Source organism: Streptosporangium sp. NPDC023963 (genome assembly GCF_040639135.1).
In the GTDB taxonomy this organism is placed as follows: Bacteria; Actinomycetota; Actinomycetes; order Streptosporangiales; family Streptosporangiaceae; genus Streptosporangium.
The window spans coordinates 865,414-891,983 of the sequence record NZ_JBEZZK010000002.1; the positions used below are offsets into that span (position 1 = coordinate 865,414).

The 26,570-nt window shown below is 71.9% G+C and carries 17 protein-coding genes and 1 pseudogene; 11 read left to right on the forward strand and 7 right to left on the reverse strand.

Features of this window, described 5'->3' with window-relative positions:
• Nucleotides 1–9 precede the first annotated feature (9 nt).
• Both AB0F88_RS09785 and AB0F88_RS09790 read right to left on the reverse strand, forming a co-directional pair.
• Complete coding sequence (locus AB0F88_RS09785) at nucleotides 10–621, reverse strand: hypothetical protein (RefSeq protein ID WP_362679744.1); 612 nt, start codon at nucleotides 619–621, stop codon at nucleotides 10–12.
• A gap of 735 nt (nucleotides 622–1,356) precedes the next feature.
• Nucleotides 1,357–2,118 carry a protein phosphatase 2C domain-containing protein gene (locus tag AB0F88_RS09790; protein WP_362680618.1) on the reverse strand — a complete coding sequence of 254 codons (762 nt, stop codon included), beginning with the start codon at nucleotides 2,116–2,118 and terminating at the stop codon, nucleotides 1,357–1,359.
• Between the two features lie 252 nt (nucleotides 2,119–2,370).
• On the opposite strand from AB0F88_RS09790, the gene AB0F88_RS09795 reads away from it, so the two are divergent.
• From AB0F88_RS09795 to AB0F88_RS09805, 3 genes are all read left to right on the forward strand, one after another.
• A complete protein-coding gene (locus AB0F88_RS09795) occupies nucleotides 2,371–3,954 on the forward strand; it encodes a peptide chain release factor 3 (RefSeq protein WP_362679747.1) in 1,584 nt (527 codons plus the stop codon).
• A gap of 96 nt (nucleotides 3,955–4,050) precedes the next feature.
• Nucleotides 4,051–5,031: a Gfo/Idh/MocA family oxidoreductase gene (locus AB0F88_RS09800; RefSeq protein WP_362679750.1), complete on the forward strand. Its 981-nt coding sequence runs from the start codon at nucleotides 4,051–4,053 to the stop codon at nucleotides 5,029–5,031.
• A gap of 601 nt (nucleotides 5,032–5,632) precedes the next feature.
• Nucleotides 5,633–6,817 carry an amidohydrolase family protein gene (locus AB0F88_RS09805; protein WP_362679753.1) on the forward strand — a complete coding sequence of 395 codons (1,185 nt, stop codon included), beginning with the start codon at nucleotides 5,633–5,635 and terminating at the stop codon, nucleotides 6,815–6,817.
• 105 nt (nucleotides 6,818–6,922) lie between these two features.
• Here AB0F88_RS09805 and AB0F88_RS09810 read toward each other — a convergent pair whose 3' ends face one another.
• Complete coding sequence (locus tag AB0F88_RS09810) at nucleotides 6,923–7,075, reverse strand: hypothetical protein (protein WP_362679756.1); 153 nt, start codon at nucleotides 7,073–7,075, stop codon at nucleotides 6,923–6,925.
• Between the two features lie 455 nt (nucleotides 7,076–7,530).
• On the opposite strand from AB0F88_RS09810, the gene AB0F88_RS09815 reads away from it, so the two are divergent.
• The 3 genes and pseudogenes from AB0F88_RS09815 to AB0F88_RS09825 all read left to right on the forward strand — a co-directional run.
• Nucleotides 7,531–8,091 (forward strand): Chromate resistance protein ChrB, encoded by a 561-nt coding sequence (locus tag AB0F88_RS09815; protein ID WP_362679759.1) that lies wholly within the window; start codon nucleotides 7,531–7,533, stop codon nucleotides 8,089–8,091.
• On the forward strand, nucleotides 8,091–9,290 hold the full coding sequence (locus AB0F88_RS09820) for an MFS transporter (protein WP_362679762.1): 1,200 nt from the start codon (nucleotides 8,091–8,093) through the stop codon (nucleotides 9,288–9,290). Before AB0F88_RS09815 ends, AB0F88_RS09820 begins: the two co-directional genes overlap by 1 nt.
• Nucleotides 9,291–9,594: 304 nt before the next feature.
• A pseudogene (locus AB0F88_RS09825) lies at nucleotides 9,595–9,669 on the forward strand (DUF3703 domain-containing protein); the annotation flags it as partial.
• Nucleotides 9,670–9,719: 50 nt separating this feature from the next.
• Here the strand turns inward: AB0F88_RS09825 and AB0F88_RS09830 are convergent.
• From AB0F88_RS09830 to mscL, 3 genes are all read right to left on the reverse strand, one after another.
• The gene (locus AB0F88_RS09830) at nucleotides 9,720–10,430 is read right to left on the reverse strand and encodes a hypothetical protein (RefSeq protein ID WP_362679765.1); all 711 of its coding nucleotides are present in this window, start codon (nucleotides 10,428–10,430) and stop codon (nucleotides 9,720–9,722) included.
• A gap of 258 nt (nucleotides 10,431–10,688) precedes the next feature.
• Entirely contained in the window at nucleotides 10,689–13,775 is a 3,087-nt protein-coding gene (locus AB0F88_RS09835) for a BTAD domain-containing putative transcriptional regulator (RefSeq protein WP_362679768.1), read from the reverse strand.
• A 135-nt stretch (nucleotides 13,776–13,910) separates the two neighbouring features.
• Nucleotides 13,911–14,339: a large conductance mechanosensitive channel protein MscL gene (gene mscL / locus AB0F88_RS09840; RefSeq protein ID WP_362679771.1), complete on the reverse strand. Its 429-nt coding sequence runs from the start codon at nucleotides 14,337–14,339 to the stop codon at nucleotides 13,911–13,913.
• 186 nt (nucleotides 14,340–14,525) lie between these two features.
• On the opposite strand from mscL, the gene AB0F88_RS09845 reads away from it, so the two are divergent.
• From AB0F88_RS09845 to treZ, 5 genes are all read left to right on the forward strand, one after another.
• Nucleotides 14,526–17,921, forward strand: a complete 3,396-nt coding sequence (locus AB0F88_RS09845) for a BTAD domain-containing putative transcriptional regulator (protein WP_362679774.1) — start codon at nucleotides 14,526–14,528, stop codon at nucleotides 17,919–17,921.
• A gap of 121 nt (nucleotides 17,922–18,042) precedes the next feature.
• The gene (locus tag AB0F88_RS09850; protein WP_362679777.1) at nucleotides 18,043–18,180 is read left to right on the forward strand and encodes a hypothetical protein; all 138 of its coding nucleotides are present in this window, start codon (nucleotides 18,043–18,045) and stop codon (nucleotides 18,178–18,180) included.
• Between the two features lie 262 nt (nucleotides 18,181–18,442).
• Nucleotides 18,443–20,548 (forward strand): glycogen debranching protein GlgX, encoded by a 2,106-nt coding sequence (gene glgX / locus AB0F88_RS09855; protein WP_362679780.1) that lies wholly within the window; start codon nucleotides 18,443–18,445, stop codon nucleotides 20,546–20,548.
• Nucleotides 20,541–23,129 (forward strand): malto-oligosyltrehalose synthase, encoded by a 2,589-nt coding sequence (gene treY, locus AB0F88_RS09860; RefSeq protein ID WP_362679783.1) that lies wholly within the window; start codon nucleotides 20,541–20,543, stop codon nucleotides 23,127–23,129. The genes glgX and treY overlap by 8 nt, the downstream gene beginning before the upstream one ends.
• 3 nt (nucleotides 23,130–23,132) lie before the next feature.
• A complete protein-coding gene (treZ, locus tag AB0F88_RS09865; RefSeq protein WP_362679786.1) occupies nucleotides 23,133–24,860 on the forward strand; it encodes a malto-oligosyltrehalose trehalohydrolase in 1,728 nt (575 codons plus the stop codon).
• Nucleotides 24,861–24,951: 91 nt separating this feature from the next.
• Here treZ and AB0F88_RS09870 read toward each other — a convergent pair whose 3' ends face one another.
• Nucleotides 24,952–26,565 (reverse strand): DUF1722 domain-containing protein, encoded by a 1,614-nt coding sequence (locus tag AB0F88_RS09870; RefSeq protein WP_362679789.1) that lies wholly within the window; start codon nucleotides 26,563–26,565, stop codon nucleotides 24,952–24,954.
• Nucleotides 26,566–26,570: the final 5 nt, after the last annotated feature.

Sequence of the window (26,570 nt, forward strand, 5' to 3'; positions counted from 1 at the left end):
GTCCCTCTGTTAAATAGGACGATCAGGGTCGAGTTCCGCGTCGTACGGCATCACCCAGAAGAATTCGCCGGGGGAGTCATAGGCGAATATCAGGGCGACGCTGCCGGCTGCGAAAACCTCGTCGCCGGTCTGCCGTACTTGAACGAGAGCGGAGGAGCCGTCGGCGGACGTGACCTCGGCCTGGCCGAAGGTGCGGCCGACGCGGCTCGTGCGGACGACGCACACGCGGCCCACGAAGTCGGCGCGGGAGGGGACGCGCTCCTTCGGGACGAGACGCCGGAGTGACAGGACGACGAGGCGCGTGCACGCCCAGGCGCAGACCAGTGCCGCGACCAGTACCGCGACCAGGGCGGGGGTGCTCGTGAACAGCGTGCCGCCCACGAGGCTCGCGAACCACGCGACGACGACCAGCAGCGAGACGGCCACCGCGGCGGGGACTCCGCCGAGTCCCAGACCGCTCAGGAGGCCACCGGCCCCCGTCGCCTCGGACCCGTCACCGTCGCCGCCGTCGAACCCGAACACCCCGGACACGACGAGCACCCAGTACGCGACGATCACCAGGAGCAGGAACGTGAACAGGACGGTCGGAAAAGACAGCGCGGCATCGACGAACTGGCCCATTGGCGTGTGAGATCCCCCTGCCGGCATACCGGAACGTGCTCCCCCGAGCACGTGTAGGTGACTATATACAGATAAAGATCTGTTAAAGGGAATAGTTCCCAAAGCGGAAAAATATTCGCATGGATTTCTCGCCCGCGGGGGCTGTCGACGCGCGGGGCTCACCCGGCCACCACCCGAGGCGGGGAGACGGGGCGGCGGGGAGCGGCGGGGCACGGAAAAGCCGGTGCATGGAGGACCGGCGCATGGAGGACCGGTGCATGGAGGACCGGTGCATGAAGAACCGGCGCATGGAGGACCGGTGCATGAAGAACCGGTGCACGGAGGACCGGTGCATGGAGAAGCCGAGGAGCGGGAGCGGGGCTCCGCGTCCTCGGCCCTGTCCCGGAGAGCCGTCCCGGGAGGTCAGGCGGGGCGGGTGATCATGTAGGCGAGACCGACGAGGATCACGACGGGAATGAGCCACACGATCGCCTCGATGGCGAACTCCTTGTACATGAGGAACATCCCTCCGGAGCGGTGATCGGCGAGGAGCGCTGATTTCCGACGATAGCCGCTGTCTCCGGCGGCGACCAGAACCCGGCGCGCACCGGGTCGCCCGCGACGAGAGACCGGTCCCTCACAGAGGTCGGTCCTTCACAGAGGCCGGTCCTTCACAGAGGCCGGTCCCTCGCAGAGGCCGGTTCCCGCGAGGAGCCCCGGTCCCGCGAGGGGGCGACCGTTACGAGGGGGCGGCCGTTACGAGGGGGCGGCCGAGCCGACCACCACCGTGGAGTCCGAGAGTTCCCCCTCGACCACGTCGGCGACCACGCAGGTGATGTTGTCGGGACCTCCCGCGTCGCAGGCGAGCGCGATCAGCTGACGCGTCACCTCGCCGAGGTCGTCGACCTCGGCGAGCACCTGGCGGAGCCGTTCGGCGTCGACCACCCCGGACAGCCCGTCGGAGCAGAGCAGGTAGCGGTCGCCGAGCTCGGCGTCCCGCAGGGAGAGGTCGAGCTCGAGGTTGTCGCCGCCGTCGAGGACCTGCAGCAGGATCGACCGGTGCGGGTGGCGGGCGGCCTCCTCGGCGGTGATCCGGCCGTCGTCCATCAGCGTCTGGACCAGGGTGTGGTCGTAGGTGATCTGGTACAGGTCGCCGTTTCGCAGGAGGTAGGCGCGGGAGTCGCCGATGTGGGCGAGGGCGACGCGAGAGCCGTTCCAGAGCATCAGGGTCAGGGTGGTGCCCATGCCGGTGAGCGACGGGTCCTCCTCGACCAGCTCGCGCAGGCGCTGGTTGGCCTTGCGGACCCCCGCCTCGGCGGCGGCGGCGAGGTCGCCGGGGCACTCCTGGTCCAGGGAGGCGACGGTGGCGATCGCCGCCGAGCTGGCGACCTCCCCGCCCACGTGGCCGCCCATCCCGTCGGCGACGGCGAGAAGCCGGGCGCCCGCGTAGGCGGCGTCCTCGTTGCCTTGCCGGATCCGGCCGACGTCGGAACCTGCCGTATAGCGCAGCGTGATCATCTGCACATCACTAGATCGTCGAGTTGCACGAGCTGAGCCGCTTTCGGACAGTTGGGATGGGCATAGGGCGAACCGAGATGTTCCACGATCCACTTAACACCATGGTGGCGCAAGCGGCCTGGGGAAGTGTTGCCACATCTGTTGACACCTGTGGTGGCGCGTAAGCTGGTTTCAGTGCCACCCATGCGCCCCTTCGGTGCCCCCGCACTGTGCCCGAAGTACCCCACCTTACGCATCGCTAGGAGATCAGTAATGGCCGCGATCCTTCAGGAGGCGGCTCGTCGCCGCACGTTCGCGGTGATCAGCCACCCTGACGCGGGTAAGTCGACCATGACCGAGGCGCTGGCGCTGCACGCCTCCGCGATCAGCCAGGCGGGCGCGGTGCACGGTAAGTCCGGGCGGCGCGGGGTCACCTCCGACTGGATGGAGATGGAGAAGGCTAGGGGTATCTCCATCACCTCCGCCGCGCTCCGGTTCGAGTACCGCGGCCACATGTTCAACCTGGTCGACACCCCCGGCCACGCCGACTTCTCCGAGGACACCTATCGGGTGCTGGCCGCCGTCGACTGCGCGGTCATGCTGCTCGACGCGGCCAAGGGCATGGAGCCGCAGACCCTGAAGCTGTTCGAGGTCTGCCGGCACCGGCGCATCCCGGTGATCACGTTCGTCAACAAGTGGGACCGTCCGGGGCGCGAGGCGCTGGAGCTGCTGGACGAGATCGAGGAGCGCACCGGCCTGAAGCCCACGCCGATCACCTGGCCGATCGGCACCGGCGGCTTCTTCCACGGGGTGGCCGACCGCGCCGCCGACCGGATCGTCCGCTACACCCGCACCCCCGGCGGCGCCACCAAGGCCATCGAGACCGACCTGAGCGCCGAGCAGGCCCTGGCGGAGCTGGGCGGCGACTGGGAGCGGGCCAAGGACGAGATCGACCTGCTCTCCGCGATCGGCGCCGACCACGACCAGAAGACCTTCGAGGCGCACGAGTCGACCCCGGTGCTGTTCGGGGCCGCGCTGTCCAACTTCGGCGTCGGCCGCCTGCTGGACGCCATGGTCGACATCGCCCCCGCCCCCACGCCCCGCCCGGACGTCGCCGACGATCCGCGCCCGCTGGAGGAGCCGTTCTCCGGCCTGGTCTTCAAGGTGCAGGCCAACATGGACCCCTCGCACCGCGACCGCATCGCCTTCGTCCGGGTCTGCTCGGGCAGGTTCGAGCGCGGCATGGTGCTCGTCCACGCGGCCACCGCCCGCCCGTTCGCGACCAAGTACGCCCAGTCGGTCTTCGGCCAGGAACGCGCCACGATCGACGAGGCGTATCCTGGCGATGTCGTCGGCCTGGTCAACGCCAGCGCCCTGCGTCCCGGCGACACGCTCTACGACGGCCCGCCCGTCGAGTTCCCGAGGATCCCGAGCTTCGCCCCCGAGCACTTCTCCACCGCCAGGGTCCGCGACTCCAGCCGGTCCAAGCAGTTCCGCAAGGGGATCGAGCAGCTCGACGCCGAAGGTGTGGTCCAGGTGCTCCGCTCCGACGTCCGCGGCGACCAGTCGCCGGTGCTCGCGGCGGTGGGCCCGATGCAGTTCGACGTGGTCAAGCACCGGATGGCCGCCGAGTTCAACACCGAGATCCTGATGGACCGGCTCGACTTCGGCATCGCCAGGCTCACCGACGCCGAGTCGGCGCCCCTCCTGGCCCGCCAGCGCGGGGTGGAGGTCTTCACCCGCTCGCTCGACGGTGCCCTGCTGGCGCTGTTCACCGACGAGTGGCGCATGCGCGGCGTGATGCGCGACAACCCCGACCTGGTGCTGAACGCCCTGCTCGCCGACACGCGCGGCTGACCTCCCCTCGGGGAGTCGGGTCTCGCGTGACGTGAGACGGGGAGGTCCGGGTACCGGGGGCCTCCCCGTCGGGCTTTCGTGGTGAGATATGTCGTTATGAGCGCGATTAAGTGGGGAATTCTGGCGACCGGCGGCATCGCCGCGTCCTTCACCGAGGACCTGAAGCTCCTGCCGGACGCCGAGGTGGCCGCGGTCGGATCCCGGTCGAAGGAGTCCGCGCGGGCCTTCGCCGACCGGCACGGCATCCCGCGGGCCCACGGGAGCTGGGCGGAGCTGGCCGCCGACCCCGACGTGGACATCGTCTACGTCGCCAACACCCAGAACGCCCACTACGACGCCGTGCGGACCTGCCTCGAAGGAGGCAAGGCCGTACTGTGCGAGAAGGCGTTCACCCTCAACCGGGCCGAGGCCGCCAAGCTGGTCGACCTCGCGCGGGAGCGGGGCCTGTTCCTGATGGAGGCCATGTGGACGCGCTGCATCCCGGCCGTCCGCAAGATCATGGAGCTGGTCGAGGACGGCGCCGTCGGCTCGGTCCAGACCATCCACGCCGACTTCGGGTTCTCCGTCTCCGTCCCGCCCGAGCACCGGCTCCGCAACCCGGCGCTGGGCGGCGGCGCCCTGCTCGACGTGGGCGTCTACCCGATCTCCTTCGCCCACATGGTGCTCGGAGCTCCCGCCGGGGTGCGATCCTGGGCGCGGCTGACCCCCGAGGGAGTGGACGAGAACACCGGCGTGCTGCTCGGCTACGACAGCGGGGCGGTCGCCCTGCTGTCCTGCGGCATCACCACGCACAGCCCGGTCGCCGCGTCCATCTCCGGCACGCTGGGCCGGATCGAGCTGCCCGGCCCGTTCTTCCGCCCCGACACCTTCACCCTGAACCCGACGGAGGGCGAGCCGGAGACCTTCCACGTTCCGTACGAGGGGAAGGGCATGCTGCACGAGGCGAACGAGGCCATGCGCTGCCTGCGCGAGGGTCTGCTGGAGAGCCCGCTGATGCCCTGGCAGGCGACTCTCGACGTGATGGGCGTCATGGACGAGGTCCGCTCGCAGGTGGGTGTCCGTTTTCCCGGTGAATGATCTGGGTGTGTGAGATGTTTCCCTTCCCGCACACCTGAGGTGTTTCCCTTCCCGCGTGCTTTGGGGGTTTCCGGGTGTGCGGGTGGGGCGTTTTCCGGGTGCGTTCGGTGCGGTCGTTGTCGGTGCTCGCTGCGGTGGGCGGGTGTTCCGGCCGGCCGTGTCGGTTGCGCTCTGGTGGTTCAGGCCTCCGGCCTGCTCGGGCGTGGTGGTTGCGGGCTCTTTTCACGCCGGCCGGAACACCCGCCCACCTCCGCTGTGCGCGTTCTGGCCGTAGGGGGTGCGGGCCGTAGTCGCTTACTTTCCGGCCGCCCGGTGGTCCCACCGCCGCTGAAGCGTCTTGAAAGGACCGGCTCAGGGCGGGTCGCCGTAGCTGAAGCGCCACTGACAGGACCCAGTCCAGGGCTGAGGCGCCACAGGCCGCCCCGGCTGCTCATCGATGTCGGATGTACGGGATCCGTGTCCGGTGTTCGAGGCGCCCTTCTCAGGAGCCTCTCAGGTCGTTCGTGATGTTGTTGTGCCCGCCGCCGTCACCGGACCCGCAACGCCCGGGGAACGGGACGGGGGGCCGCGCACGCCACCTCTCCCCAGGAGCCTCCCGACCATGACGCCTCTCGCGATTCACGCCGGACTGATGTTCGACGGCACGAGCCTGTCCGGCCCCGCGACGGTGTTCGTGGAGGACGGGCGCATCACCGGCGTGGACGCCACGGGCGCGCTTCCGCCGGACGGGGTGGACCTGATCGACCTCGGAGCGGACGCCTTCCTGATGCCGGGACTCGTCGACCCTCATGTGCATCTCGGCTTCGACGCCGGCTCCGACCCGGTGACCGCGTTCACCACCGCCGACGACGCGGAGCTGCTGGCCAGGATGCGGACCGCGGCCGGCAGGGCGCTCCGGGCCGGTATCACGACCGTGCGTGACCTCGGTGACCGCGGCTATCTGGCGCTGGCGCTGAGCGCGGAGACGGAGCGACGCCCCGGAGAGGGACCGGAGATCCTCGCAGCCGGGCCCCCGATCACCACGCCCGGCGGCCACTGCCATTTCATGGGCGGCGCGGCCGAAGGGGCCGCCGCCCTGCGTGCCGCGGTGCGGGACCGGCACGAGCGGGGCTGCGCGGTGGTCAAGATCATGCTGAGCGGCGGCAACATGACGCCGGGCTCGCCGCCGCCACACGAGTCGCAGTACTCGGCGGCCGACCTGCGGGTCGTCGTCGACGAAGCGCATCGGCTCGGCCTGCCCGTCGCCGCCCACGCGCACGGCACGCGAGCGATCGGGGACGCGCTGGCGGCGGGAGTGGACAGCATCGAGCACGCGACATTCGTGACCGCGGACGGCGTCGACGCGGATCCCGCCCTGCTCGCCGCCATCGCCGGGAGCGACGTCTTCGTGAGCGTGACGATCGGAGTCGTCCCCGGCGACTCACCGCTCGTCCTGCCGCCGGAGGTCGCCAAGCGCGTGCAGGCCGTACACGAGGCCCTCAGGGCCCTCTACAGGCTCGGTGCCCGCATCGTGCTCGGTACGGACGCCGGCATCATGCCGGCCAAGCCGCACGACGTGCTGCCGTACGCCGTCGCCCAGTTCGCCGCGGAGGGCCCCTCCCCACTGGAGGCGCTCACGGCGGCGACCAGCGTCGCCGCCCGGGCGTGCGGGGTCCCCGGCCGGAAGGGGCGGATCGCGGTGGGCGCGGACGCCGACCTGCTGGCCGTGACCGGGAACCCCCTCGACGATCTCGACCGGCTCCGGGACGTTCGAGCGGTCTTCCGCGCGGGCATCCGGGCCAGGTGACCAGGCCGGCTTTCCCTTCACTTCTCGGCGGGAAGTGAAACAGGCATGGGAGGGCTTTCGGCGCCCGGCCCTGGACCGGGTCGCGCCGACATGCGCAAGATCTCTTCATGGGCGGCCCTCGAAGGTGAGCGGTGCCTCATCCAGCGTCACCGCCACGTCCGGAACCGTCACCGCGTCCAGCTCCCCGATCAGGCGAAGCACCCGCACCGATCCCAGTCGCCGGCTCTGCGCCTGCGGCGCGGCTCGATCAGCCGGCACGACGCCATCCCCCTCGTGGTCGCGTACTGCGCCGGCGTGGCCGTCGTCCTGGTTGCCGCATGAGGCGTCCGTTTCGCGAGCCCTCCGTAGCCGTGCAAGGCCGACGTCCGGACTCTCATCGCACCGTTCGATCAGGCCGCCGGTGTACAGCGGGGTGTCCCGAGCCAGGCGGCCGACTCGACGGACACGGCGACTGAGTACGCCGCAAAATCATCGGCCGGCTGATGCCGACTGCCGCGAGAGTGTCAGCGCGCGGACCGCCAAGCGACACGAGAGTGTCAGTAGATGCGTCATGGGAATGGGGGCCGACGCTGACCACCCACCTCAGCGCGAGGCACGGACCGCGGTGCATACCCGGGCCACTGGGTGGCGCTTGCGCCATGTCGCGTCGGCATAACCGAGGGGCCTTCCGCTTGATATACCAGGAGAACGTAACGGCTGCTACATTTCACGACGTGACGACCCGTGAGATGCAATGGCTGGTATTGGTGATCAAGCTACCCGCCGAACCGTCCCGCCACCGGGTGGCGGTCTGGCGCGAGCTACGCAAAGCCGGCGCGATCACCCTCGGACAGGGCACTTGGGCGGTCCCGGACGTCTCCGCCTTCACCGATGGCGTCCGTCGCGTCCTGCAGCTCGCCGACACCGCCGGCGGCCAGGCCATGACGTTGACCGCCACCGGACGCGAACCCCGGGACGCGGCCCACTTCCAGCAGCTGTTCACCGCCGCGCGATCGGCCGACTGGACGGAATTCCTGGCCGACTGCGCCAAGTTCGAGGCCGAGATCGCCAAGGAGATCCGGATCGCCAAGTTCACCCTGGCCGAACTGGAGGAGGAGGAACAGAGCCTGGAGCGGCTGCGACGCTGGCACCGCGACCTGAGCGCCCGCGACGTCTTCACCGCACCGGAAGCGGGCCAGGCCGCCGAGCGCCTCAAAGACTGCGAACGCCTCTGCGAGGACTACGCCGAGCGCGTCTTCGCGGAACTCCACCGGTCGGTCCCGGAGCAGGCGTGATGAACGTCCCTGCCGCTGCTCGCCCGGCCTCCCGGGCCGCGATGTGGCCGCTGTATGCGGCCGGTTTCACCACCGCGTTCGGCGCGCACGCCATCGCCGCCAACCTCGGCGGCTTCTCCGCCGACGCCGTCACCTCGCTGCTGGTGCTCGGCGGCCTGCTGGCCCTCTACGACGGGGCGGAAGTGCTGCTCAAGCCCCTCTTCGGCAGCCTGGCCGACCGCATCGGCGCCCGGCCGGTGCTGCTGGGCGGGCTGGTCGCCTTCGCCGCAGCCTCCGCGCTGTACGCGGTCGCCGACAGCCCGTCGTGGTTGTGGGCGGCCCGCCTCGGCCAGGGCGCGGCGGCCTCGGCGTTCTCCCCCTCGGCCTCCGCGCTGGTCGCCCGGCTCAACCCGGCCGCCAAGCGCGGACGGGCCTTCGGCGGCTACGGCTTCTACAAGTCCATCGGCTACACCCTGGGCCCGCTGCTGGGCGGCGTCCTGGTGTGGGCCGGCGGGATGCGCCTGCTGTTTGCGGTGATGGCGCTGCTCGGCGTGGCCGTCGCCCTGTGGGCCGCGCTGGCCGTACCCGCCGTACCGCCGCTGCCGCGCGCCCGCCAGACCGTGCTGGACCTGGCCCGCCGCCTGAGCGCGCCCGCGTTCCTGATCCCGACCGCGGCCCTCGCCGGGGCGACCGCCGCGCTGTCGGTCGGCGTCGGCTTCCTGCCCGTCTCCGGCGCCGCCGCCGGGCTGGGCCCCGTGGCCACCGGCGCCGCCGTCTCCGTCCTGGCGGCCTGCGCCGCGCTCGTTCAGCCGCTCGCCGGGCGGGCCCTGGACGCCGGCCGCCTCAGCACACGCGCCGGGCTGACCGCCGGCCTGCTGATCACCGCGGCCGGGCTCGGCTGCGCCGTGCTCCCCGGCCTGGGCGGCATCCTCATCAGCGCGCCGTTGATCGGCGCAGGGACCGGGTTGATCACCCCGCTCGGCTTCGCCGCCCTGGCCGCCGCCACCCCGCCAGAGCGCCTGGGCCAGACCATGGGTTCGGCCGAACTCGGCCGCGAACTCGGCGACGCCGGCGGCCCCCTCCTGGTCGCCGGCGTCGCGACCCTGTTCACCCTTGCGTACGGCTTCGCCGCGCTCGCCGTCCTGCTGGCCATCGGCCCGCTGGTGACGGTGATCGCCGCCCTGATCGCACGCCGTCGCCCGGCCCCCGCACCGCCATGATCACCAGCTGTCGCCGACGGCTCCACGTCTACCGCGGTGCTCACGTCACACCGGCGCTCACGCCTGACGCCCGGTGATCGAGCGACCCGCTCCTGGGCCGTGCGGGGTGTCCGGGCGGCTGCCGGGGCGGGCTGCAGGAGGGTGCAGATGACGGGGGAGATCAGCACCGTCAGGGGTCCGCTGAGCAGTCCGGCCGCGGCGCCGTAGGCCGCGACAGCCGTCCCACGGCTCGGGGCGGTCGTGTCGGTCAGGAGTCGCTGGAGGCGTTGGGCGACGTCCACCTGGGCCAACCACCGACCCCGACGACCGGTGGCGGCATCTGGAGCGGGCGCACCTCATCTCCCAGCCCTGGCTTTGGCCGCACACGGCCAACCACATCGCCATGGCCTCCGTCTCTCCACCGGGAGGCGTTCACCTACCTCCTCGCTGTCAGACGAGGAGCCAGTCGTGGCGTTCCAGGAAGGCGCGCTCGCCGGTGGCGTACTCGGTGAAGGCCTCCTGGACCGCCCCCAGGTCCGGGACGTGCGTGCGGAACATCCGGTTCCTGACGCTGTCCTTGTACTCCAGCTCGTAGCCCGAGATCTCCGGGGAGCTCTGGACGAAGTGCTCGCCGAAGACGACCAGGGCGGTGAACGGGTTCTGCGGGGACATGGTGGCGAGCGCGTCGGAGATGAGCTGGAGGTCGGGCCCGACCACGATCATCCCGTCGCCCGTCCGCATCTCCATGGTCGGGTAGACGCCTCGCGGAGACAGGTTGTGCACCAGGCCGCGCTGCGGGTCGTAGCAGACCAGCCCGCACTCGGTGGCCAAGGCGAAGACCTCGGCGGACACCTCGTCGGCCCGCTCCGGGTCCACGCCGACCAGGATGTGGTCAGGGGAGAGCCACTCGGCCCCGGGCAGCCGGTCGGCGAACGCCGTCACTCCCGGGTGCGCCTCGGGGTCTTCCGGCTTTCCCTGTTCTCCGGGACGGGGTTCCCCGCCATGCGGGAGCGCCGCCTCACGCTCTCCGGCGTCATCCTGGTCCCCGAGGTGAGGTCCGGCGCGATGAGGCGCCCCACGGCGGAGGGATCGGAAGACGTTCTCCGCGTGTTCCCTGGTGATCGGTTTGGGCTCGTACCAGACGGCCAGTTCGAAGCTCACGGCTCCATTGTCCTCCGGGTGCCTTTCCCGGTGGAAAAGGGCCGGACCGATCGGGTGATCGACCCGGAGGACGCGCCGGTGGCCTGAGCGCTCGCGATGCGCGGAAAGGGTCAGCCCCTGTGTGACCCTGCCGGAGATGAGCCCGCCGTGCCCGCTCATCCTTGTGCGGATCGTGAAGCCTCGAACGACCACATGATCTCCTGCCATCCGGACGCTACGGAGCCGCTGCATATTTTCCGCATATGCCGGACAAGCCGATCAGGGGCAGCCGGTGATCGACGACTCGAGGAGTCCGGCCAGGTCGTCCGCCTTCGTCCCGTCCCCGACGACGGTGAAGAGCTCGTGGGCCTCACGCCAGCACCTGAGGGCCCTCTCCCTGTCGCCGGCCGCCGCGTGGGCGAGGCCGAGGCTGCGGAGCGCGCCTCCGAGGTACGTCGTCCAGCTGCGGGTCCGCCACAGCGCCACGGACTCCGTCAGGCGCTCGACCGCCCGCGCGTGGTCGCCGTCGGCGCGGTCGAGGTCGCCCAGGATCCACAGGGCGTCGGCCAGGTGGTGGGTGAGGTTGTAGCGGCGGCTGAGCTCCTCCACGGTGACGGCCGTGGGGCGCGCCCGCTCGTCGCCCTCGCCGCTGTAGAGCTTCGCCAGCGTGACCAGGGTCATCGTCTCGGACGCCGGGTCCCGCGCCACCCGGGACATGACGAGGGAGCGGTTGAGACACCGCTCCGCGGGTTCCGGCTGGCCGGTCTCGACGTACGCGAGGCCGAGGAACTGCAGGGACGTCGCCTCGAAGCGGGGGTTTCCCAGGGTCTCCGCCACCTCCAGCGCGCTCACCAGGTGCGGGATCGCCGACAGGACGTCCCGCTGGCCGTGCGTGATGCCGAGCGCCAGGTGGGCGCGCGCCCGGCCGCCGAGGTGGCCGGTCTCCTCCGCGAGGCGCAGCGCCGTCTCCGCCGACTCCACGGCCGGTTCGACGAATCCCTGCGCGGCCAGGCCCCAGGCGCACATCACGTGGGCGTCCGACAGCCCGCGCAACTCGCCGGCCTCGGTGAACATCTCCGCGAGCCGGACGGCGTTGGTGTGCAGCGCCACCATGGCGCCGCCCTCGTGCTCGACCCCGGTCCAGGTGGTCACGTCGAGCAGCCCGCGCAGCATGACGGCCTCGCCGAGCAGGTTCCCCGCCGTACGGCAGGCCAGCATGGCCCGCTCGTTGAGGCGCCGGCACTCGGAGAAGAACCCGTGGGAGTCGAAGTAGCGTTCGAGGCACCCGGCGAGGTCCCAGGCGAAGTCGTCGAGCTCCAGGGCGCAGGCCTGCTCGACGAGACCGGCCAGCGCGGTCCGCTCGGCGTTGAACCAGGCGAGCGGGTCGCGCAGGAGGGACGCGGCGACGTCGCCGGGCAGTGTCCGGCGCGGCGCCGGGCCGTGGAGCACGGCGTAGCAGGCGCCGTGGACGTGCTCCATGGCCTGTTCGGCCAGCCAGAGCCACGCGCCGAACGCCCGGGTCGTCGCGAGCAGGAGTTCGGCCGGTTCCTCCTCGGCCTCCGCGCGCTCGCGGGCGTACAGCCGGACGAGGTCGTGGAAGCGGTAGCGGGCCTGCCCGGTGGCGTCGACCCCGGAGATGGTGACGAGCTGCGCGTCCACCAGCGACTCCAGGTATGTCTCCCCCTCCTCGTGCGGGCGGTCGAGCAGCGTGGCGGGGACCCAGCTCGCGAAGCCGGGGACGTCGAGAAGGCCGAGCAGCCGGAAGGCGCGCCGCGCGTCCGCGGGGAGGCCGACGTAGCTCAGGGCCAGGCTCGCCCTGACCGCGCGGTCGCCGACGACCAGCTGGTCGAGGCGCCCGCGCTCGTCGCCGAGCCGCCCGACGAGCCAGGAGATGCTCTGCCGGGGGCGGGCGGCCAGCCGCGCGCCCGCGACGCGCACGGCGAGCGGGATGCGGTCGCACAGCCAGACGAGTTCGGTGGCGGCGGAGAGCTGCGCGGCGACGCGGTCCTGCCCGATCAGCCGCGAGAGCAGCTCCACGGCCTCCTGGGTGCTCAGGACGTCCAGTTCGACCGCTCGCACGCCCTCCAGGCCGGAGAGCCTCGCGCGGCTCGTGACGATCACGGCGCAGCCGGAGGCGCCGGGGAGCAGGGGTCTCACCTGCTGCTCGGACGCCGCGTTGTCGAGGACGATCAGGACGTTCGCGCGGGCCAGGCGGCTGCGGTACAGCGCGGCACGGGCCTCGACCGACTCCGGGATGCTCGACCCGGGTACGCCCAGCGCGACGAGGAACCGCCCGAGCACGTCGCCGGGGTGCTCCTGCTCCTCGTCGTGCGCGCCGTGCAGGTCGACGTAGAGCTGCCCCCCGGGAAACCTGTCGGCCAGCCGGTGCGCCACGCGCACCGCCAGGGCCGTCTTGCCGATGCCGCCCATCCCGGTGATGACCGAGACGGTCGTCGCGGAACGGTCGTCCAGTTGCGCGACGAGTTCCCTGACGTGCTGCTCGCGCCCCGCGAAGTCGGCGATGTTCATCGGCAGTTCCGCGGGGGGCTCGCGCGGCTCGGCCGGCCCCCGTCCGGTTCCCGGCCGCCCGCCCCGGTCGTCCCTCGCGGGCCCGCTCGCGGCATGCCCGGGATTCGCCCGCTCCCCGGCCAGGATCAGCCGGTGCAGGTCGCGCAGCCGGTCCCCGGGTTCGACGCCCAGCTCCTCGTTCAGCAGGCGCCGGGTGTCGGCGTACACCGTCAGCGCCTCGGAACTCCGGCCGGCCCGGGTGAGCGCCACCATCAGGTGCGCCCGCAGGCGCTCGCGGAGCGGGTGCGCGTTCACGTGGCCGGTGAGCTCGGCGACGAGTTCCGGCTGGAACCTCACCGCGAGGTCGGCCTCGACGCGGTTCTCCAGCGTGGTGAGCCGCAGCTCCTCCAGGCGCGCCGCCTCGCCCGACAGGTCCTCGACGAAACGCAGGTCGCCGTACGCGGGACCGCGCCACAGCCGCAGGGCCCGGTGGAGGAAGTCCGCGGCCTCGTGGTGGTCACCGTGCAGGAACGCGTCGCGGCCGTTCTTCGCCAGCGACTGGAATCGATGGACGTCCAGCTCACCGGGGTGCACGACCAGCAGGTAGCCGCCGTGCCGGCGCAGGACCCGTTCGTGGCCCAGGGACTGGCGGAGGCGGGAGGCGTACAGGCGCAGGTTGTTGTCGGCCGTCTTCGGCGGGTGCTCGCTCCAGAGCGCGTCCACCAGCAGGTCGTCGGCCACGGACCTGTTGGCGTGGTGGAGCAGCATCGCGAGCAGGGCCCGCTGCTTGCGTCCGCCCAGGGGAAGCGGCTGGTGGTCGGCCCTCACTTCGACCGGCCCCAGGACGGAGAAGTCCATACCACTCCCCTGGAAGGCTTCGCAGTGGCCAAGTTTGCCTGACCTCCCCCCGACCGTCAATGATCGTTAACGATGCCCGGGGGTTGGAACGAGCCACGGAACCCGGGAGTCCAGGGGGATCCCGCCGAGCGGGTGCTACGCGGGAGGCCTGTCGGCGGCGGCGACCCGCGACAGTTCCACGGTGCAGAACGCGCAGCGCCTGGCGTCGACCGGGATGTCGCTCAGGCACTCCGGGCATTCCTTCTCGGTGGCCTTCTTGTTCCTGTCGAAGAAGCCGATCAGCCGGGTCATCGGCATCACGACCAGCCAGTAGATGACCGCGGCGATGATCAGGAAGCTCAGCAGGTGGTTGATGAAGTCGCCGTACATGAACCGGGAACCGTTGATCGTGAACACGTACTGCGAGAAGTCCGGGTTCCTGCCGCCGGTGATCGCTCCGATCAACGGCGTGATGAGGTCCTTGACCAGTGCCTGCACCAGCCCGCTGAAGGTCGCCCCGATCACGACGGCCACGGCGAGCTCGACGAGGTTGCCCCTCAGCAGGAACTTCTTGAATCCGCCCATCGCTCATGTCCTCCACTTGTGAGGACGGTCGCACTACCCACCTGTGGGCGGCCAAACTTCCGTGTTTTCCGGGGGTTTCGTCGAAAAAGGACACAACCGGACCATCGCGGCGTGGGGATGTACGGGGGTCGGGGTGGTGAAGGCGGAAGGCTACTATTCGGCGCAGTTCGTGAGCGAGGCGGTCGGATGGACTTTCGTGTGCTGGGCCCGGTCGGGGCGTTCGCCGACGGAGGGGCGGCGCTGGACATCGGCCCCTACCAGCAGCGGCTGGTGCTGGCCATGTGCGTCCTCGCCGCCCCGCGGCCGGTCGGCCCGAACCGGATGATCGACGCGCTCTGGGAGGGCGACCCCCCTCCGGGGGCGCTCAACACCGTGCAGGCGTACGTCTCCAAGCTCCGCCGCGTGTTCGAGCCGGGCAGGACGAGGAACGTGCCCCCGGTGGTGCTGGTCAGCAGGCCGGGGGGCTACGCGCTGGACGTTCCCGGCGGCGCGATCGACCTGGGCAGGGCGCGGGGGCACGCGGCCGCAGGCAGGAACCTGGGGGCCGGGGGTGACCACGAGGGAGCGGTCAGGGAGCTGCGGCTGGCGCTGGGGGAGTGGAGCGGGGAGCCGCTCGCGGACCTCTCGGGCACCTCCTGGGCGGTGGAGGAGAGCGCGCATCTGGCCGAGCTGCGGCTGACGGTCGAGGAGGACCTGGCCGAGGCGGAACTCGCGCTCGGCCGGGGGGCGGCGCTGACGGGCGGGCTGGTCCACCTGGTCGGCGCCCATCCGTTCAGGGAGCGGCTGCGCGTGCTCGCCGCCCACGCGCTCTACCAGGCGGGACGGCAGGCCGACGCGCTCGGCGTGCTCGCCGAGGGGCGCCGGTTGCTGATGGAGGACATGGGGCTGGACCCCGATCCCCGGTCGAGGGAGATGGAACGGCGCATCCTCGGCCAGGATCCCGCGCTGGCGCCCCGCCTCGCGGTGGAGGCGGGCCGTACGGCGGCGGAGGAGAAGGACGCCGGGCTGGTCGGCAGGGACGCCGAGGCGGGAGTGCTGGAACGGGCGGTCGCCGGTGACGGGCACCGGGTGGTGCTGCTCGCCGGGGAGCCCGGCATCGGCAAGACCAGCCTGGCCGAGCACGCCGCCGGGGCCGCGCGGGCGCGCGGCCACCGGGTGGTGTGGGGCCGCTGCTGGGGCGGCACCGGCGCGCCGCCCTTCTGGCCCTGGACACAGGCCGTGCGGGACCTGGTCGGCAGGGACGGCGAGCTGGCGCGGCTGGCCGGAGCCGGAGCCGCCGGGCAGGCCGGGCAGGCGGGACGGTTCGCGTTGTACGAGGCGTTCGCCCGGCTGCTGAACGAGCACGGCCGGATCCTGGTGGTCCTCGACGACCTCCAGTGGGCGGACACCTCGTCGCTGCGCCTGCTGGAGTTCCTGGCCTCCACCCGGCTCTGTCCCGAGCTGACCGTCGTGGCCACGTACCGCGACACCGACGTACGCCCCGGCGAACCGCTGGAGCACGCCCTCGGCGCGCTGCTGCGGCTGCCGCACGTGCGGCGGCTCCTGCTGCGCGGCCTGGCGGAGGAGGAGATCCGCGAGTATCTGGGACGGGCGGGCGCCGACCCCGCGCTGGCCGCGGAGATGGGCAGGCTGACCGCGGGCAACCCGTTCTTCCTGGGGGAGGTGCTGCGGCTGGGGGAGACCCCCGGGGCGCTGTCGGACGTCGTGCGCGGCCGGATGGCCGGTCTGCCGCCCGGCACCGAGGAGGTGCTGACCGTCGCGGCGCTGCTCGGCAGGGAGGCGGAGACCGACATCCTCACGCGCGTGGCGGGGCTGCCCGAGGAGCGGGTCCTCGACATCGTCGACGCCGCCGTGGGGGCCCGGCTGCTGGTCGAGGGGGACGGGCCGAGCTGCCGCTTCGTCCACGACATCGTCCGCGACGTGCTGCGCGAGGCGCTGCCGCCGCTGCGGCGCAGGAGGTTGCACGCGCGCATCGCGGAGGTGCTGGAGGAGCGGAGCGGGACACGCCTGACCGAGATCGCCCATCACTGTCGCGAGGGCCTGCTGAACTCCCGGACGGCGGGCAGGGCCATCGGCTACACCCGGCGCGCGGCGGCCCAGGCGACCGCGCAGTTCGCCCACGAGGACGCGGTGGAGGGCCTGGAGAGGGCGATCGAGATGATCGACCGGCTGCCGGAGCCCGACGACGCGCTGCGCTGCGACCTCCTGCTCGACCTGGCCGAGGCGCAGGCCGCGGCGGGGATGAGCGCCGCGGCCCACGCCTCGCTGGAGGCCACCGCGGAGATCGCCGAACGGCTCGGCGACGACAACCGGCTGGCCAGGGCGGTGCTGGGATTCTCCGACCCGATCTCTTCGGCCATGTACGAGGAGATGACCGGCATCGACCGGCTGGCCGAGCGCGTCGACCGGGTCCTCGCCTCGGACCTGGCCGCGGACTCGCCGTGGCGGGCCCGGCTGCTCGCCGCCGCGGCGCTGACCGGCTCCACCGTACGACCCGTCGAGCGGAGCGTGGAGATGGCGGGGGAGGCGGTGCGGCTGGCCCGCCTCACCGGGGACGGGCGCACCCTGTCCAGGACGCTGATCGTCCTGGAGATCCTGCTGCGCTCCGGCCACGACCACGAGCGCCGCGCGGCGGTCGCCGCCGAGATCGTGGAGATCGGCCGCCGCACCGGTGACCTGGCCGTCGAGTGGATCGGCATGGAGAACGAGTACGTCGAGCTGACCGCCAGGGGAGCCGCAGGGCGGGCCGCGGAACTGCTGGACCGGCTGCGGGAGACCGCGGAGCGGCTCAGGCTTCCCTCGATGGTCAGCCTGGCCGCCTGGCAGGCCGCGGTCCGGGCCTACCTGTCAGGGCGCTTCGCCGACGCGCTCGCCGCGGCCGACGCGTCCGGCGAGGCCCATCCCGAGGGGGCGCTGGGCCGGGACGACGCGTCGCTGCGGCGGGAGGTGTTCCGCTTCCTGTCCCTGCGGGCGGCGGGCAGGGGCCACGAGCCGGGTGATCTTCACGGGCCGGGCAGGGTTCACGGGCCGGGCAGGGTTCATGAGCCGGGCAGGGTTCATGAGCCGGGCAGGGTTCATGAGCCGGGCAGGGTTCATGAGCCGGGCAGGGTTCATGGGCCGGGCAGGGCGGGGGAGGCGCTCGCGCTGGCCGACGAGATGCTGGCCCGCCGTCCGGGCCAGAAGCCCTGGCGGATCCTGCGCTGCCTCGCCCTGATCGACCTGGGCAGGACGGCCGAGGCGCGCGACGTTTTCGCCGAGCTCGCCCGCGACGGCTTCGCGGCGATAGGTCCCGAGCTGGCCTACCGGTTCGTCCCGGACGCCGTCAGCGAGATCTGCGCGGCGCTCGACGACGAGGCGGCGGGGAGGGTCCTGTACGGCAGGCTCGCCCCGCACGCGGGCCGGTTGCTGGGCTGGTCGCTGACCGACCTGTGCCTGGCCAGGCTGGCCCTGCTCGGCGGCGACGCGGACCGGGCGCGGGCCCATCTGCGGGCGGCCGAGGCGTTCGCCGACGGGGCGGGGCTGCGCGTCTACGGGCCCGCGCTCCGCGCGCTGGGCGAGAGGCTCCGCCCGCCGGGAGCGTGATCGGCCGCGACGCCCCGTGCTCCGCGCACCGGCCGGCACGTTTCGCCTGCGACGAGAGGGTTAGGTGGTGAAGGCCCGAGGGCGTCCGTGGCCTGGGGGCCAGGAGGAGCGAGGAGCGTGCATGGCCGTCAACCGTGTGGTGACCGACATCCCGTCCGGCCGTCCGGCCGGGACCACGGCCGTCGCGCCCCCGCGCCCCCGCGTGACCGGTTCCACGGCCGGCGCGGCCGCCCGCCGCTCGACCCCGGCGGGCCGGTGATGGACATCTCCACCCCGGTCTGATCTACGCTCGGTCGACGCACGTCATCGCCAGGATCTGAGATCACCGTCACAGGAGTGGGAATGTGCGCATGGCCACGCGAACACGGGGCATATTCCTGCACCGCTGGAAGGCGGCGCGTTGACATCCTCCCCCCATCGGCCGAGTTCGCTCAGACTTTCGAGAGAAGTCCGCAGTACGGCGTCGCGCCGTGTTCTCTCCTCCGCCTCAAGGCGGAGGTCTCCACGCTCAAGAGGAACTGATGATCGAGATTTGGCCGGGCGACCCCTATCCTCTCGGGGCCACCTACGACGGCGCGGGAACCAACTTCGCGCTTTTCACCGAGGCCGCGGAACGCGTCGAGCTGTGCCTGTTCGACGAGGAGAACAAGGAGACCAGGGTCACCCTCACCGAGTGTGAGGGCTTCGTCTGGCACGGATACCTGCCGGGCGTCGGCCCGGGGCAGCGGTACGGCTATCGCGTGCACGGCCCGTACGACCCGCCGAGAGGGCAGCGGTGCAATCCCGCCAAGCTCCTGCTCGACCCGTACGCCAAGGCGGTCGAGGGGGACGTGAAATGGGACGAGGCGGTGTACGGCTACCGCTTCGGCCATCCGGACAGCCGCAACGACGCCGACTCCGCCGAGTTCGTGCCGCGCTCCATCGTGATCAACCCCTTCTTCGGGTGGGGACACGACCGGCCGCCGAGCACGCCGTACCACGACACGGTGATCTACGAGGCGCACGTCAAGGGCCTGACGATCAACCACCCGAAGATCCCCGAGCGGATCCGCGGCACGTACGCCGCGATCGGCCACCCGGAGATCATCGATCACCTGACCGCCCTCGGGGTGACGGCGATCGAGCTCATGCCGGTGCACCAGTTCGTCACCGACCACGTCCTCACCGAGCGGGGGCTGACGAACTACTGGGGCTACAACAGCATCGGGTTCTTCGCGCCGCACAACGCCTACTCCAGCACGGGGCAGCGCGGCGGGCAGGTGCTGGAGTTCAAGGCCATGGTCAAGGCCCTGCACGAGGCGAACATCGAGGTCATCCTCGACGTGGTCTACAACCACACGGCCGAGGGCAACCACCTGGGCCCGACGCTGAGCATGCGCGGCATCGACAACGCCGACTACTACCGCCTGGTCGACAGCGACAAGCGGTACTACATGGACACCACCGGCACCGGCAACAGCCTGTTCATGCGCTCCCCGCACGTGCTCCAGATGATCATGGACTCGCTCCGCTACTGGGTCATCGAGATGCACGTCGACGGCTTCAGGTTCGACCTGGCCTCGACGCTGGCGCGCGAGCTGCACGAGGTCGACCGGCTGAGCGCCTTCTTCGACCTGGTCCAGCAGGACCCGGTGCTGTCGCAGGTCAAGCTGATCGCCGAGCCGTGGGACGTCGGCCCCGGCGGCTACCAGGTGGGCAACTTCCCCGCCAGGTGGACCGAGTGGAACGGCATGTACCGCGACACGATCCGCGACCTGTGGCGGGGCGAGCCCGCCGCGCTGCCCGAGTTCGCGTCCAGGCTGACCGGCTCCAGCGACCTCTACCAGGACGACAGCCGCCGCCCCGCCGCCTCCATCAACTTCGTCACCTGCCACGACGGCTTCAGCCTGCAGGACCTCGTCTCGTACAACCACAAGCACAACGAGGCCAACGGCGAGGACAACCGGGACGGCGCCGACGACAACCGCTCCTGGAACTGCGGCGAGGAGGGGCCCGCCTCGCTGGCGATCGAGTCCCTGCGCGAGCAGCAGAAACGCAACTTCCTGACCACGCTGTTCCTGTCCCAGGGCGTTCCGATGATCTCCCACGGCGACGAGTTGGGCCGTACCCAGCGGGGCAACAACAACGTGTACTGCCAGGACAACGAGCTGAGCTGGGTCGACTGGTCGGACATCAGGGAGAACTGGCTGCTGCTGGAGTTCACCCGGCGGCTGGCCAAGCTCCGCGCCGACCACCCGGTCTTCCGGCGGCGCAGGTTCTTCTACGGGCGGCCGGTACGCGGCTCGGAGGAGAACCTCAGCGACATCGCATGGCTCACTCCGAGGGGGGAGAAGATGACCGACGCCGACTGGAACGTGGGGTACGCCAAGTCGCTCGCCGTCTTCCTGAACGGCGAGGCCATCACCGAGCCCGACCGCCGGGGCCGGCGGATCGTCGACGACTCGTTCCTGCTGCTGTTCAACGCCCACCACGACGTCATCAAGTTCACGCTGCCCAAGGACTACGGTGAGATGTGGCTGACGGAGATCGACACGGCCATGCCGATCACGGTCGACACCCGGGTCTGCCGGGCCGGAGAGAGCGTGCCGGTCGTCGGCCGCTCGGTGAGGGTGCTGCGCCGTGTCTGAGCCCGTGACCCAGCCCGTCCCCGAGCCCGTTCCGCTGGAGCCCGCGCCCGGGATCGTCCCCCCGGGGTCGGTGCCCGAGCCGGGCCCCGTGCCGGAGCCTGTGCCGGGCCCTGTGCCGGAGCCTGTGCCGGGCATGCCGCCGGACCCGCTGCCGGAGATCTCGCCCGAGACCCCGCCCGGTGCCGTCCCGCCGCAGGTCGCCCATGACGAGATCCTGCCGGAGTCCGTTCCCGGGACCAGGACCGGCGTGGACGTCCCCGACCCCCTGGTGCTTCCCGAGGAGGTGCCGGCGCCCCCTCCGCCGCCGGGTTCGTACGAGGTGCCGATCTCGACCTACCGCTTCCAGCTCACCCCCGACTTCGGGTTCGAGAAGGTGGCCGAGCTGGCCCCGTACCTGCGGGACCTGGGCGTCAGCCACGTCTACCTGTCACCGATCCTGCAGGCCGTGCCGGAGTCGCGGCACGGCTACGACGTGACCGACCACTCGCGCGTCCGCGAGGAGTTCGGCGGCGTGGAGGGGCTGCGGGAGCTGTCGGCGACGCTGGCCCAGCACGGCATCGGCATTGTCGTCGACATCGTGCCCAACCACATGACGATCCCGGTGCCCGAGTCGGGCAACGCGCAGCTGTGGTCGGTGCTCAAGGACGGGCCGGAGTCGCCGTACGCGTCGTGGTTCGACATCGACTGGTCCGTCGAGGACGGCGAGGGCGGCGACGGTGTCGGCGGTGTCGGCGGCAAGGTGAACATGCCGGTGCTCGGCGACTCGGGCGAGGTGGTGGCCGACGGCGACGTGCTGCGCTACCACGACCACGAGTTCCCGCTGCCCGACACGCACTACCGGCTCGTCGACTGGCGGCGCGGGCCCGGCTACCGCCGGTTCTTCGACGTGTCCTCGCTGATCGGGGTGCGCGTGGAGGACCCGGAGGTGTTCGACGCCACGCACGCCGTCATCCTCTCGCTCGTCAAGGAGGGGGTCATCCAGGGGTTGCGGGTGGACCACCCCGACGGGCTCGCCGAGCCGCGCGGCTACCTGTCGCGGCTGCGCGAGAAGTCGGGCGTGTGGACCGTGGCGGAGAAGATCCTGGTCGGCTCCGAGCGGCTGCCCGCCGACTGGGAGTGCGACGGCACCACCGGCTACGAGACGCTCAACCGGATCACCGGGCTGTTCGTCGACCCGGCGGGCAGGGAGCCGCTGGTCGAGCTGTTCGCCCAGCAGACCGGGGTGCGGGACGACTACGCCACCGTGGTCCGCGAGTCCAAGGCGGAGGTCCTGAACCTGTTCTTCGGCGCGGAGATCGACCGGCTGCACGCCGTCGTCGGCTCCGACCGGCAGACGCTGGTGGAGTTGCTCGCCGCGATGCCGGTCTACCGGGCCTACGCGGTGCCGGGCGAGCCGGTGCCCGAGACCTCGGTCAGGATCGTCGAGGAGGCCGGACGGGTCGCCGCCGGGCGGCTGCCCGAGGGCGCCCCGGTGGCGGAGGTCGTCGAGCGGGTCCTGACCGGGCCCGCCGAGGCGGTCACCCGCTTCCAGCAGACCTGCGGCCCGGTGATGGCCAAGGGGGTCGAGGACACCGCCCTCTACCGCTGGTACCCCCTGTCCTGCCTCAACGAGGTGGGCGGCGAGCCCGACCGGTTCGGCGGGTCCGTCGAGGAGTTCCACGCGTTCTGCCGGGAGATGTCGCCGGGCACGATGACGACGCTCTCCACGCACGACACCAAGCGCTCCGAGGACGTGCGGGCCCGCCTCGCCGTGCTGTCCGAGATGCCGGGGGAGTGGGCGGCGGCGGTCGGCGAGTGGTCCTCGAAGGTCTCCTTCGACCCGGCCCTCGACTACCTGGCCTGGCAGAACCTGATGGCCTCCTGGCCGATCGGGCCCGGCAGGTTCTTCGACTACCTGTTCAAGGCGGCCCGCGAGGCCAAGACCTCGATCTCCTGGGCCACCCCCGACCCGGCCTACGAGCGCGGCATCCGCGACTTCGTCGGCCGGGCCGTCGAGGAGTGCGGCGCCTCGGTCGCGGAGTTCGCCGCGAGGATCGAGCCGTACGCCAGGTCCAACTCGCTGAGCCAGAAGCTCGTCCAGCTCATGATGCCCGGCGTGCCCGACCTGTACTGGGGCAACGAGATCACCGACTTCTCCCTGGTCGACCCGGACAACCGGCGCCCGGTCGACTTCCCGCTGCGCCGCCGGATGCTCTCGTCGGCCCAGGCCCACGCGAGCCAGGCCCACCCGGACGAGGCCCACCCGAGCCCCGCCGCCGCAGGCAGCCTGTCGTGGGACGAGGCCAAGCTGGCGGTCACCGCCCAGGCCCTGGACCTGCGGCGGAGGCTGGACCCCGAGGCGCCGTACGTCCCGATCGAGGCCGGGGAGCACGCGATCGCCTTCGCCAGGGGGGAGCGGGCCGTGGCGGTGGCCACCCGGCTGCCCGTCGGCCTGGAGCGGCGCGGCGGCTGGGGGAGCACCACGCTCACCCTGCCGCACGGCACGTGGCGGGACCTGCTGTCGGGTGCCGAGTACACCGGCCGGATCCCGCTGGCCCACCTGCTGTCCGTCCACCCTGTCGCGCTGCTGGAAAGGGACTGACCGATGTTCGAGGTATGGGCACCGCAGGCGACGGCGGTGGATGTGGAGATCGGCGAGGTCCGCTACCCGATGTCGTCCGCCGGAGGCGGCTGGTGGACGGCGGAGGTGTCCGGCGCCGGGCACGGGACCGACTACCGGTTCCGGCTGGACGGGGGCGAGGCGCTGCCCGACCCCAGGAGCCGCCGGCAGCCCGAGGGGATCTTCGGGCCGAGCCGGGTCTACGACCACGACCGCTTCGAGTGGGGCGACGCCCTGTGGAAGGGCCGTGACCTGCCGGGTTCGGTCATCTACGAGCTGCACATCGGCACCTTCACCCCCGAGGGCACCTTCGACGCGGCGATCGGCAAGCTGGAGCACCTCGTGGAGCTCGGCGTCGACTTCGTGGAGATCATGCCGGTGCCGCCGGTGCCCGGCGGGCGCAACTGGGGCTACGACGGCGTGGACCTGTGGGCCGTCACCGAGAACTACGGCGGCCCCGACGGGCTCAAGCGCCTGGTGAACGCCTGCCACCGGCGCGGGCTCGGCGTGATCCTCGACGTCGTCTACAACCACCTCGGCCCCTCGGGCAACTTCCTCGCCCCCTTCGGCCCGTACTTCCACTCCAGCGCCTCCTCCTTCTGGGGGCAGGCCGTCAACCTGGACGGCCCCGGCTCCGACGAGGTGCGCGCCTACTTCGTCGGCAACGCGCTGCAGTGGCTGCGCGACTACCACATCGACGGCCTGCGGCTGGACGCCGTGCACGCGCTGCACGACGACCGGGCCGTGCACCTGCTGGAGGAGATCGCCGTCGAGACGGAGGCGCTGTCGGCGGCGGTGGGCAGGCCGCTCACGCTCATCGCCGAGTCCGACCTCAACGACCCCCGGCTGATGACCCCGCGCGAGGCCGGCGGGTTCGGCCTCGCGGCGGCCTGGAACGACGACGTCCACCACGCCCTGCACGTGGCGGCGACCGGTGAGCGGCACGGCTACTACGACGACTTCTACGGCGCCCTGCCCAAGGTGCTGACCCGCGCCTACTACCACGACGGGACCTACTCCTCCTTCCGGGGACGCTCGCACGGCCGCCCGGCGTCCCACGTGCCCGGCTACCGCTTCGTCTGCTGCGCGCAGAACCACGACCAGATCGGCAACCGGGCCGAGGGCGACCGGATGGCGCCCGAGGCGCTGCGGCTGGCCGCGGGGCTGCTGCTGACCTCGCCGTTCACGCCCATGCTGTTCATGGGGGAGGAGTGGGGGACGCGGGCGCCGTTCCTGTTCTTCACCGACCACGTCGAGCCGCAGCTGCGCGAGGGTGAGGGCGACCGGCGGCGGCGGGAGTTCGTCGGCTTCGGCTACGACGACTGGGCGGACAAGGCTCCCGATCCGGGCGAGGAGCTGACGTTCCTGCGCTCCAAGCTCGACTGGAGCGAGCTGGACGACGACGCCCACCGGGCCCACCTCGACTGGTACCGCGCCCTGATCGCGCTGCGCCGCGCCCATCCCGAGCTGACGGATCCGAGGCTGGACCGGGTACGGGTCGACCACGGCGAGTCCTGGCTGGTCGTGCACCGGGGAGGGCTCAGGGTGGCGGCCAACCTCGGCCCGGTCGCGCTCACGGTCAAGCTGGGGACGGGCCGGTTCGCGCCCGGCCACATCCTGCTCGCCTCCGACCCGTCGGCGACCACGGAGGGGGAGGAGCTGTTCCTGCCTCCCCGCTCCCTCGCGGTGGTGAGGCTGGATCCGGCCCTCTGAGCCGTTCCCTCACCGCTTTTTCTGGGTGGTGAGCTCACCGTTCCCTCGCGGTGGCCCGTTCCCTCGCGGTGGCGAGGGAACGGCCGCGGGATCAGGCCGGCACGTGGTTGCGCAGCCGGAGGTCCTCGGGGTACGGGGAGAAGTACGTCTGATCCCGCACGTAGTCGGCGGCCATGCCCTGGGCGTGGTGGCGGATCAGGGTCGCCGGGACGCTCAGCGCCACCTGCCCGGCCTGGTAGGAGGCGATGACCTCCGCCAGGTCGGCCCGGCGCACCGGGTCGAGCGCGTCGCCCACCATGCCCACGCAGTGCTGCAGGACGTTGACGTGCCGGCCGATGCTGGCCTTGGCGGCGAACGCCGTGCCGAAGACGCGGGCGTAGTCGGCGGCCAGCTCCTCGCGGGGCCGCGTGCCCGCCTGGGCCACCACCCTGCCCGCCTCCCGGAAGGCCGCCGGGTTGTGGGCCAGCATCTGCATCTTGTGCCGGGCGTGGAAGGACACCAGGTCACGAGGGCGCCAGTCGCTCTCCAGCAGCGCGCGGAGCCGGGCCCGGGCGAAGACCCGTTCCACGAAGGTCTCGCGGAGCAGGGCGTCGTTGAGCCGCCCCTCGTCCTCGACGGGCAGCAGCGGATGGGTGCCGAGGACCGCGGCCGCGAACACCCCCGTGCCCTTGTGATCCACGGTCGTGCCCCCGGCGTGGACGGGGATGCCGTGCACCCCGCAGCTGGGGCTCCTGGACTTGAGGACGTAGCCGTCCACCTCGCGCAGGGCCGGAGCCCGTTCCGCGGCGAGGGCGGTCATCCTGTCGGTGAGATCCACCCGGCTCTTCCTGGAGACCAGCCGCGTACCGTCCGGTGAGAGTTCCAGGCGGAGGGTCTCGCGCGGGCTGCCGAGGCCGATCTCCATCTCCGGGCAGATGTGCACCCACTCGACGTGCTTGTCGAGTTCGCCGTTGAGAAACCGGTTGCGGCTGTGCCCGCCGTCGAACCGGACCGGCTCGCCCATCAGGCAGCTGGACACCGCGATCCTCGGCCTGACGACCTGCCCGCCCGTCTCGTCGGTCCCGCCGGTCCGGCCGGTCCGGTCGGTTCGGTGCATCGTGTCCACCTCGTCCATCGCGTCCGTACCGTCCGCGCCACGCGCGGCGGCCACTTCACCCCGGCGGGATTCGGCGTGCCGGCCGCCCGTCGCGGCCGTGCCGAGGATGCCGGACAGGCGGCGCAGGCCGCGTGCCGTACGTGCCTTGATCGTGCCGAGCGGGACGCTCAGCCTCTCGGCGATCTCCCGCTGGGTCAGGTCGCCGTAGTAGGCGAGCTCGATCGCCTGGCGCTGCGGCGCGGGCAGCTCGGCCAGCGCCCGCTGCACCTGGTCGCGCTCCGCCAGGCCGTCGCCGTCGGTCCGGCCGTCGGCACCGGCGCGGTCCGCGACGACATCCAGCGGCACCGTTTGCAGGGTGCGGATCCGCAGCTGGTCGACCGCCCGCTTGTGGGCGATGCCGAGCATCCAGGCGGGGAGGCTGCGCGCCGGGTCGAAGCGGTGCCGGGAACGCCAGACCTCCGCGAACACGATCTGCTGAAGGTCGTCCACGTCCTGCGGGCGAACGAACCGTCGCAGGTAGGAGCGGACGAGGGGCCCGTGGGCCTGGAAGCACTCGATCAGCGCCGCCTCGTCGCCCGCGGCGAACCGGGTGTTCAGGGGGTCTGCCATGATGC

What these genes read in the sequence shown, in the direction of transcription:
- glgX (WP_362679780.1), top strand. Translation starts at nt 18,443, where the DNA reads ATGATCGAGATTTGGCCGGGCGACCCCTATCCTCTCGGGGCCACCTAC.
- AB0F88_RS09790 (WP_362680618.1), bottom strand. Translation starts at nt 2,118, where the DNA reads ATGATCACGCTGCGCTATACGGCAGGTTCCGACGTCGGCCGGATCCGG.
- AB0F88_RS09820 (WP_362679762.1), top strand. Translation starts at nt 8,091, where the DNA reads ATGAACGTCCCTGCCGCTGCTCGCCCGGCCTCCCGGGCCGCGATGTGG.
- AB0F88_RS09835 (WP_362679768.1), bottom strand. Translation starts at nt 13,775, where the DNA reads ATGGACTTCTCCGTCCTGGGGCCGGTCGAAGTGAGGGCCGACCACCAG.
- AB0F88_RS09870 (WP_362679789.1), bottom strand. Translation starts at nt 26,565, where the DNA reads ATGGCAGACCCCCTGAACACCCGGTTCGCCGCGGGCGACGAGGCGGCG.
- AB0F88_RS09805 (WP_362679753.1), top strand. Translation starts at nt 5,633, where the DNA reads ATGACGCCTCTCGCGATTCACGCCGGACTGATGTTCGACGGCACGAGC.
- AB0F88_RS09795 (WP_362679747.1), top strand. Translation starts at nt 2,371, where the DNA reads ATGGCCGCGATCCTTCAGGAGGCGGCTCGTCGCCGCACGTTCGCGGTG.
- AB0F88_RS09800 (WP_362679750.1), top strand. Translation starts at nt 4,051, where the DNA reads ATGAGCGCGATTAAGTGGGGAATTCTGGCGACCGGCGGCATCGCCGCG.
- treZ (WP_362679786.1), top strand. Translation starts at nt 23,133, where the DNA reads ATGTTCGAGGTATGGGCACCGCAGGCGACGGCGGTGGATGTGGAGATC.
- mscL (WP_362679771.1), bottom strand. Translation starts at nt 14,339, where the DNA reads ATGGGCGGATTCAAGAAGTTCCTGCTGAGGGGCAACCTCGTCGAGCTC.
- AB0F88_RS09845 (WP_362679774.1), top strand. Translation starts at nt 14,526, where the DNA reads ATGGACTTTCGTGTGCTGGGCCCGGTCGGGGCGTTCGCCGACGGAGGG.
- AB0F88_RS09785 (WP_362679744.1), bottom strand. Translation starts at nt 621, where the DNA reads ATGGGCCAGTTCGTCGATGCCGCGCTGTCTTTTCCGACCGTCCTGTTC.
- AB0F88_RS09850 (WP_362679777.1), top strand. Translation starts at nt 18,043, where the DNA reads ATGGCCGTCAACCGTGTGGTGACCGACATCCCGTCCGGCCGTCCGGCC.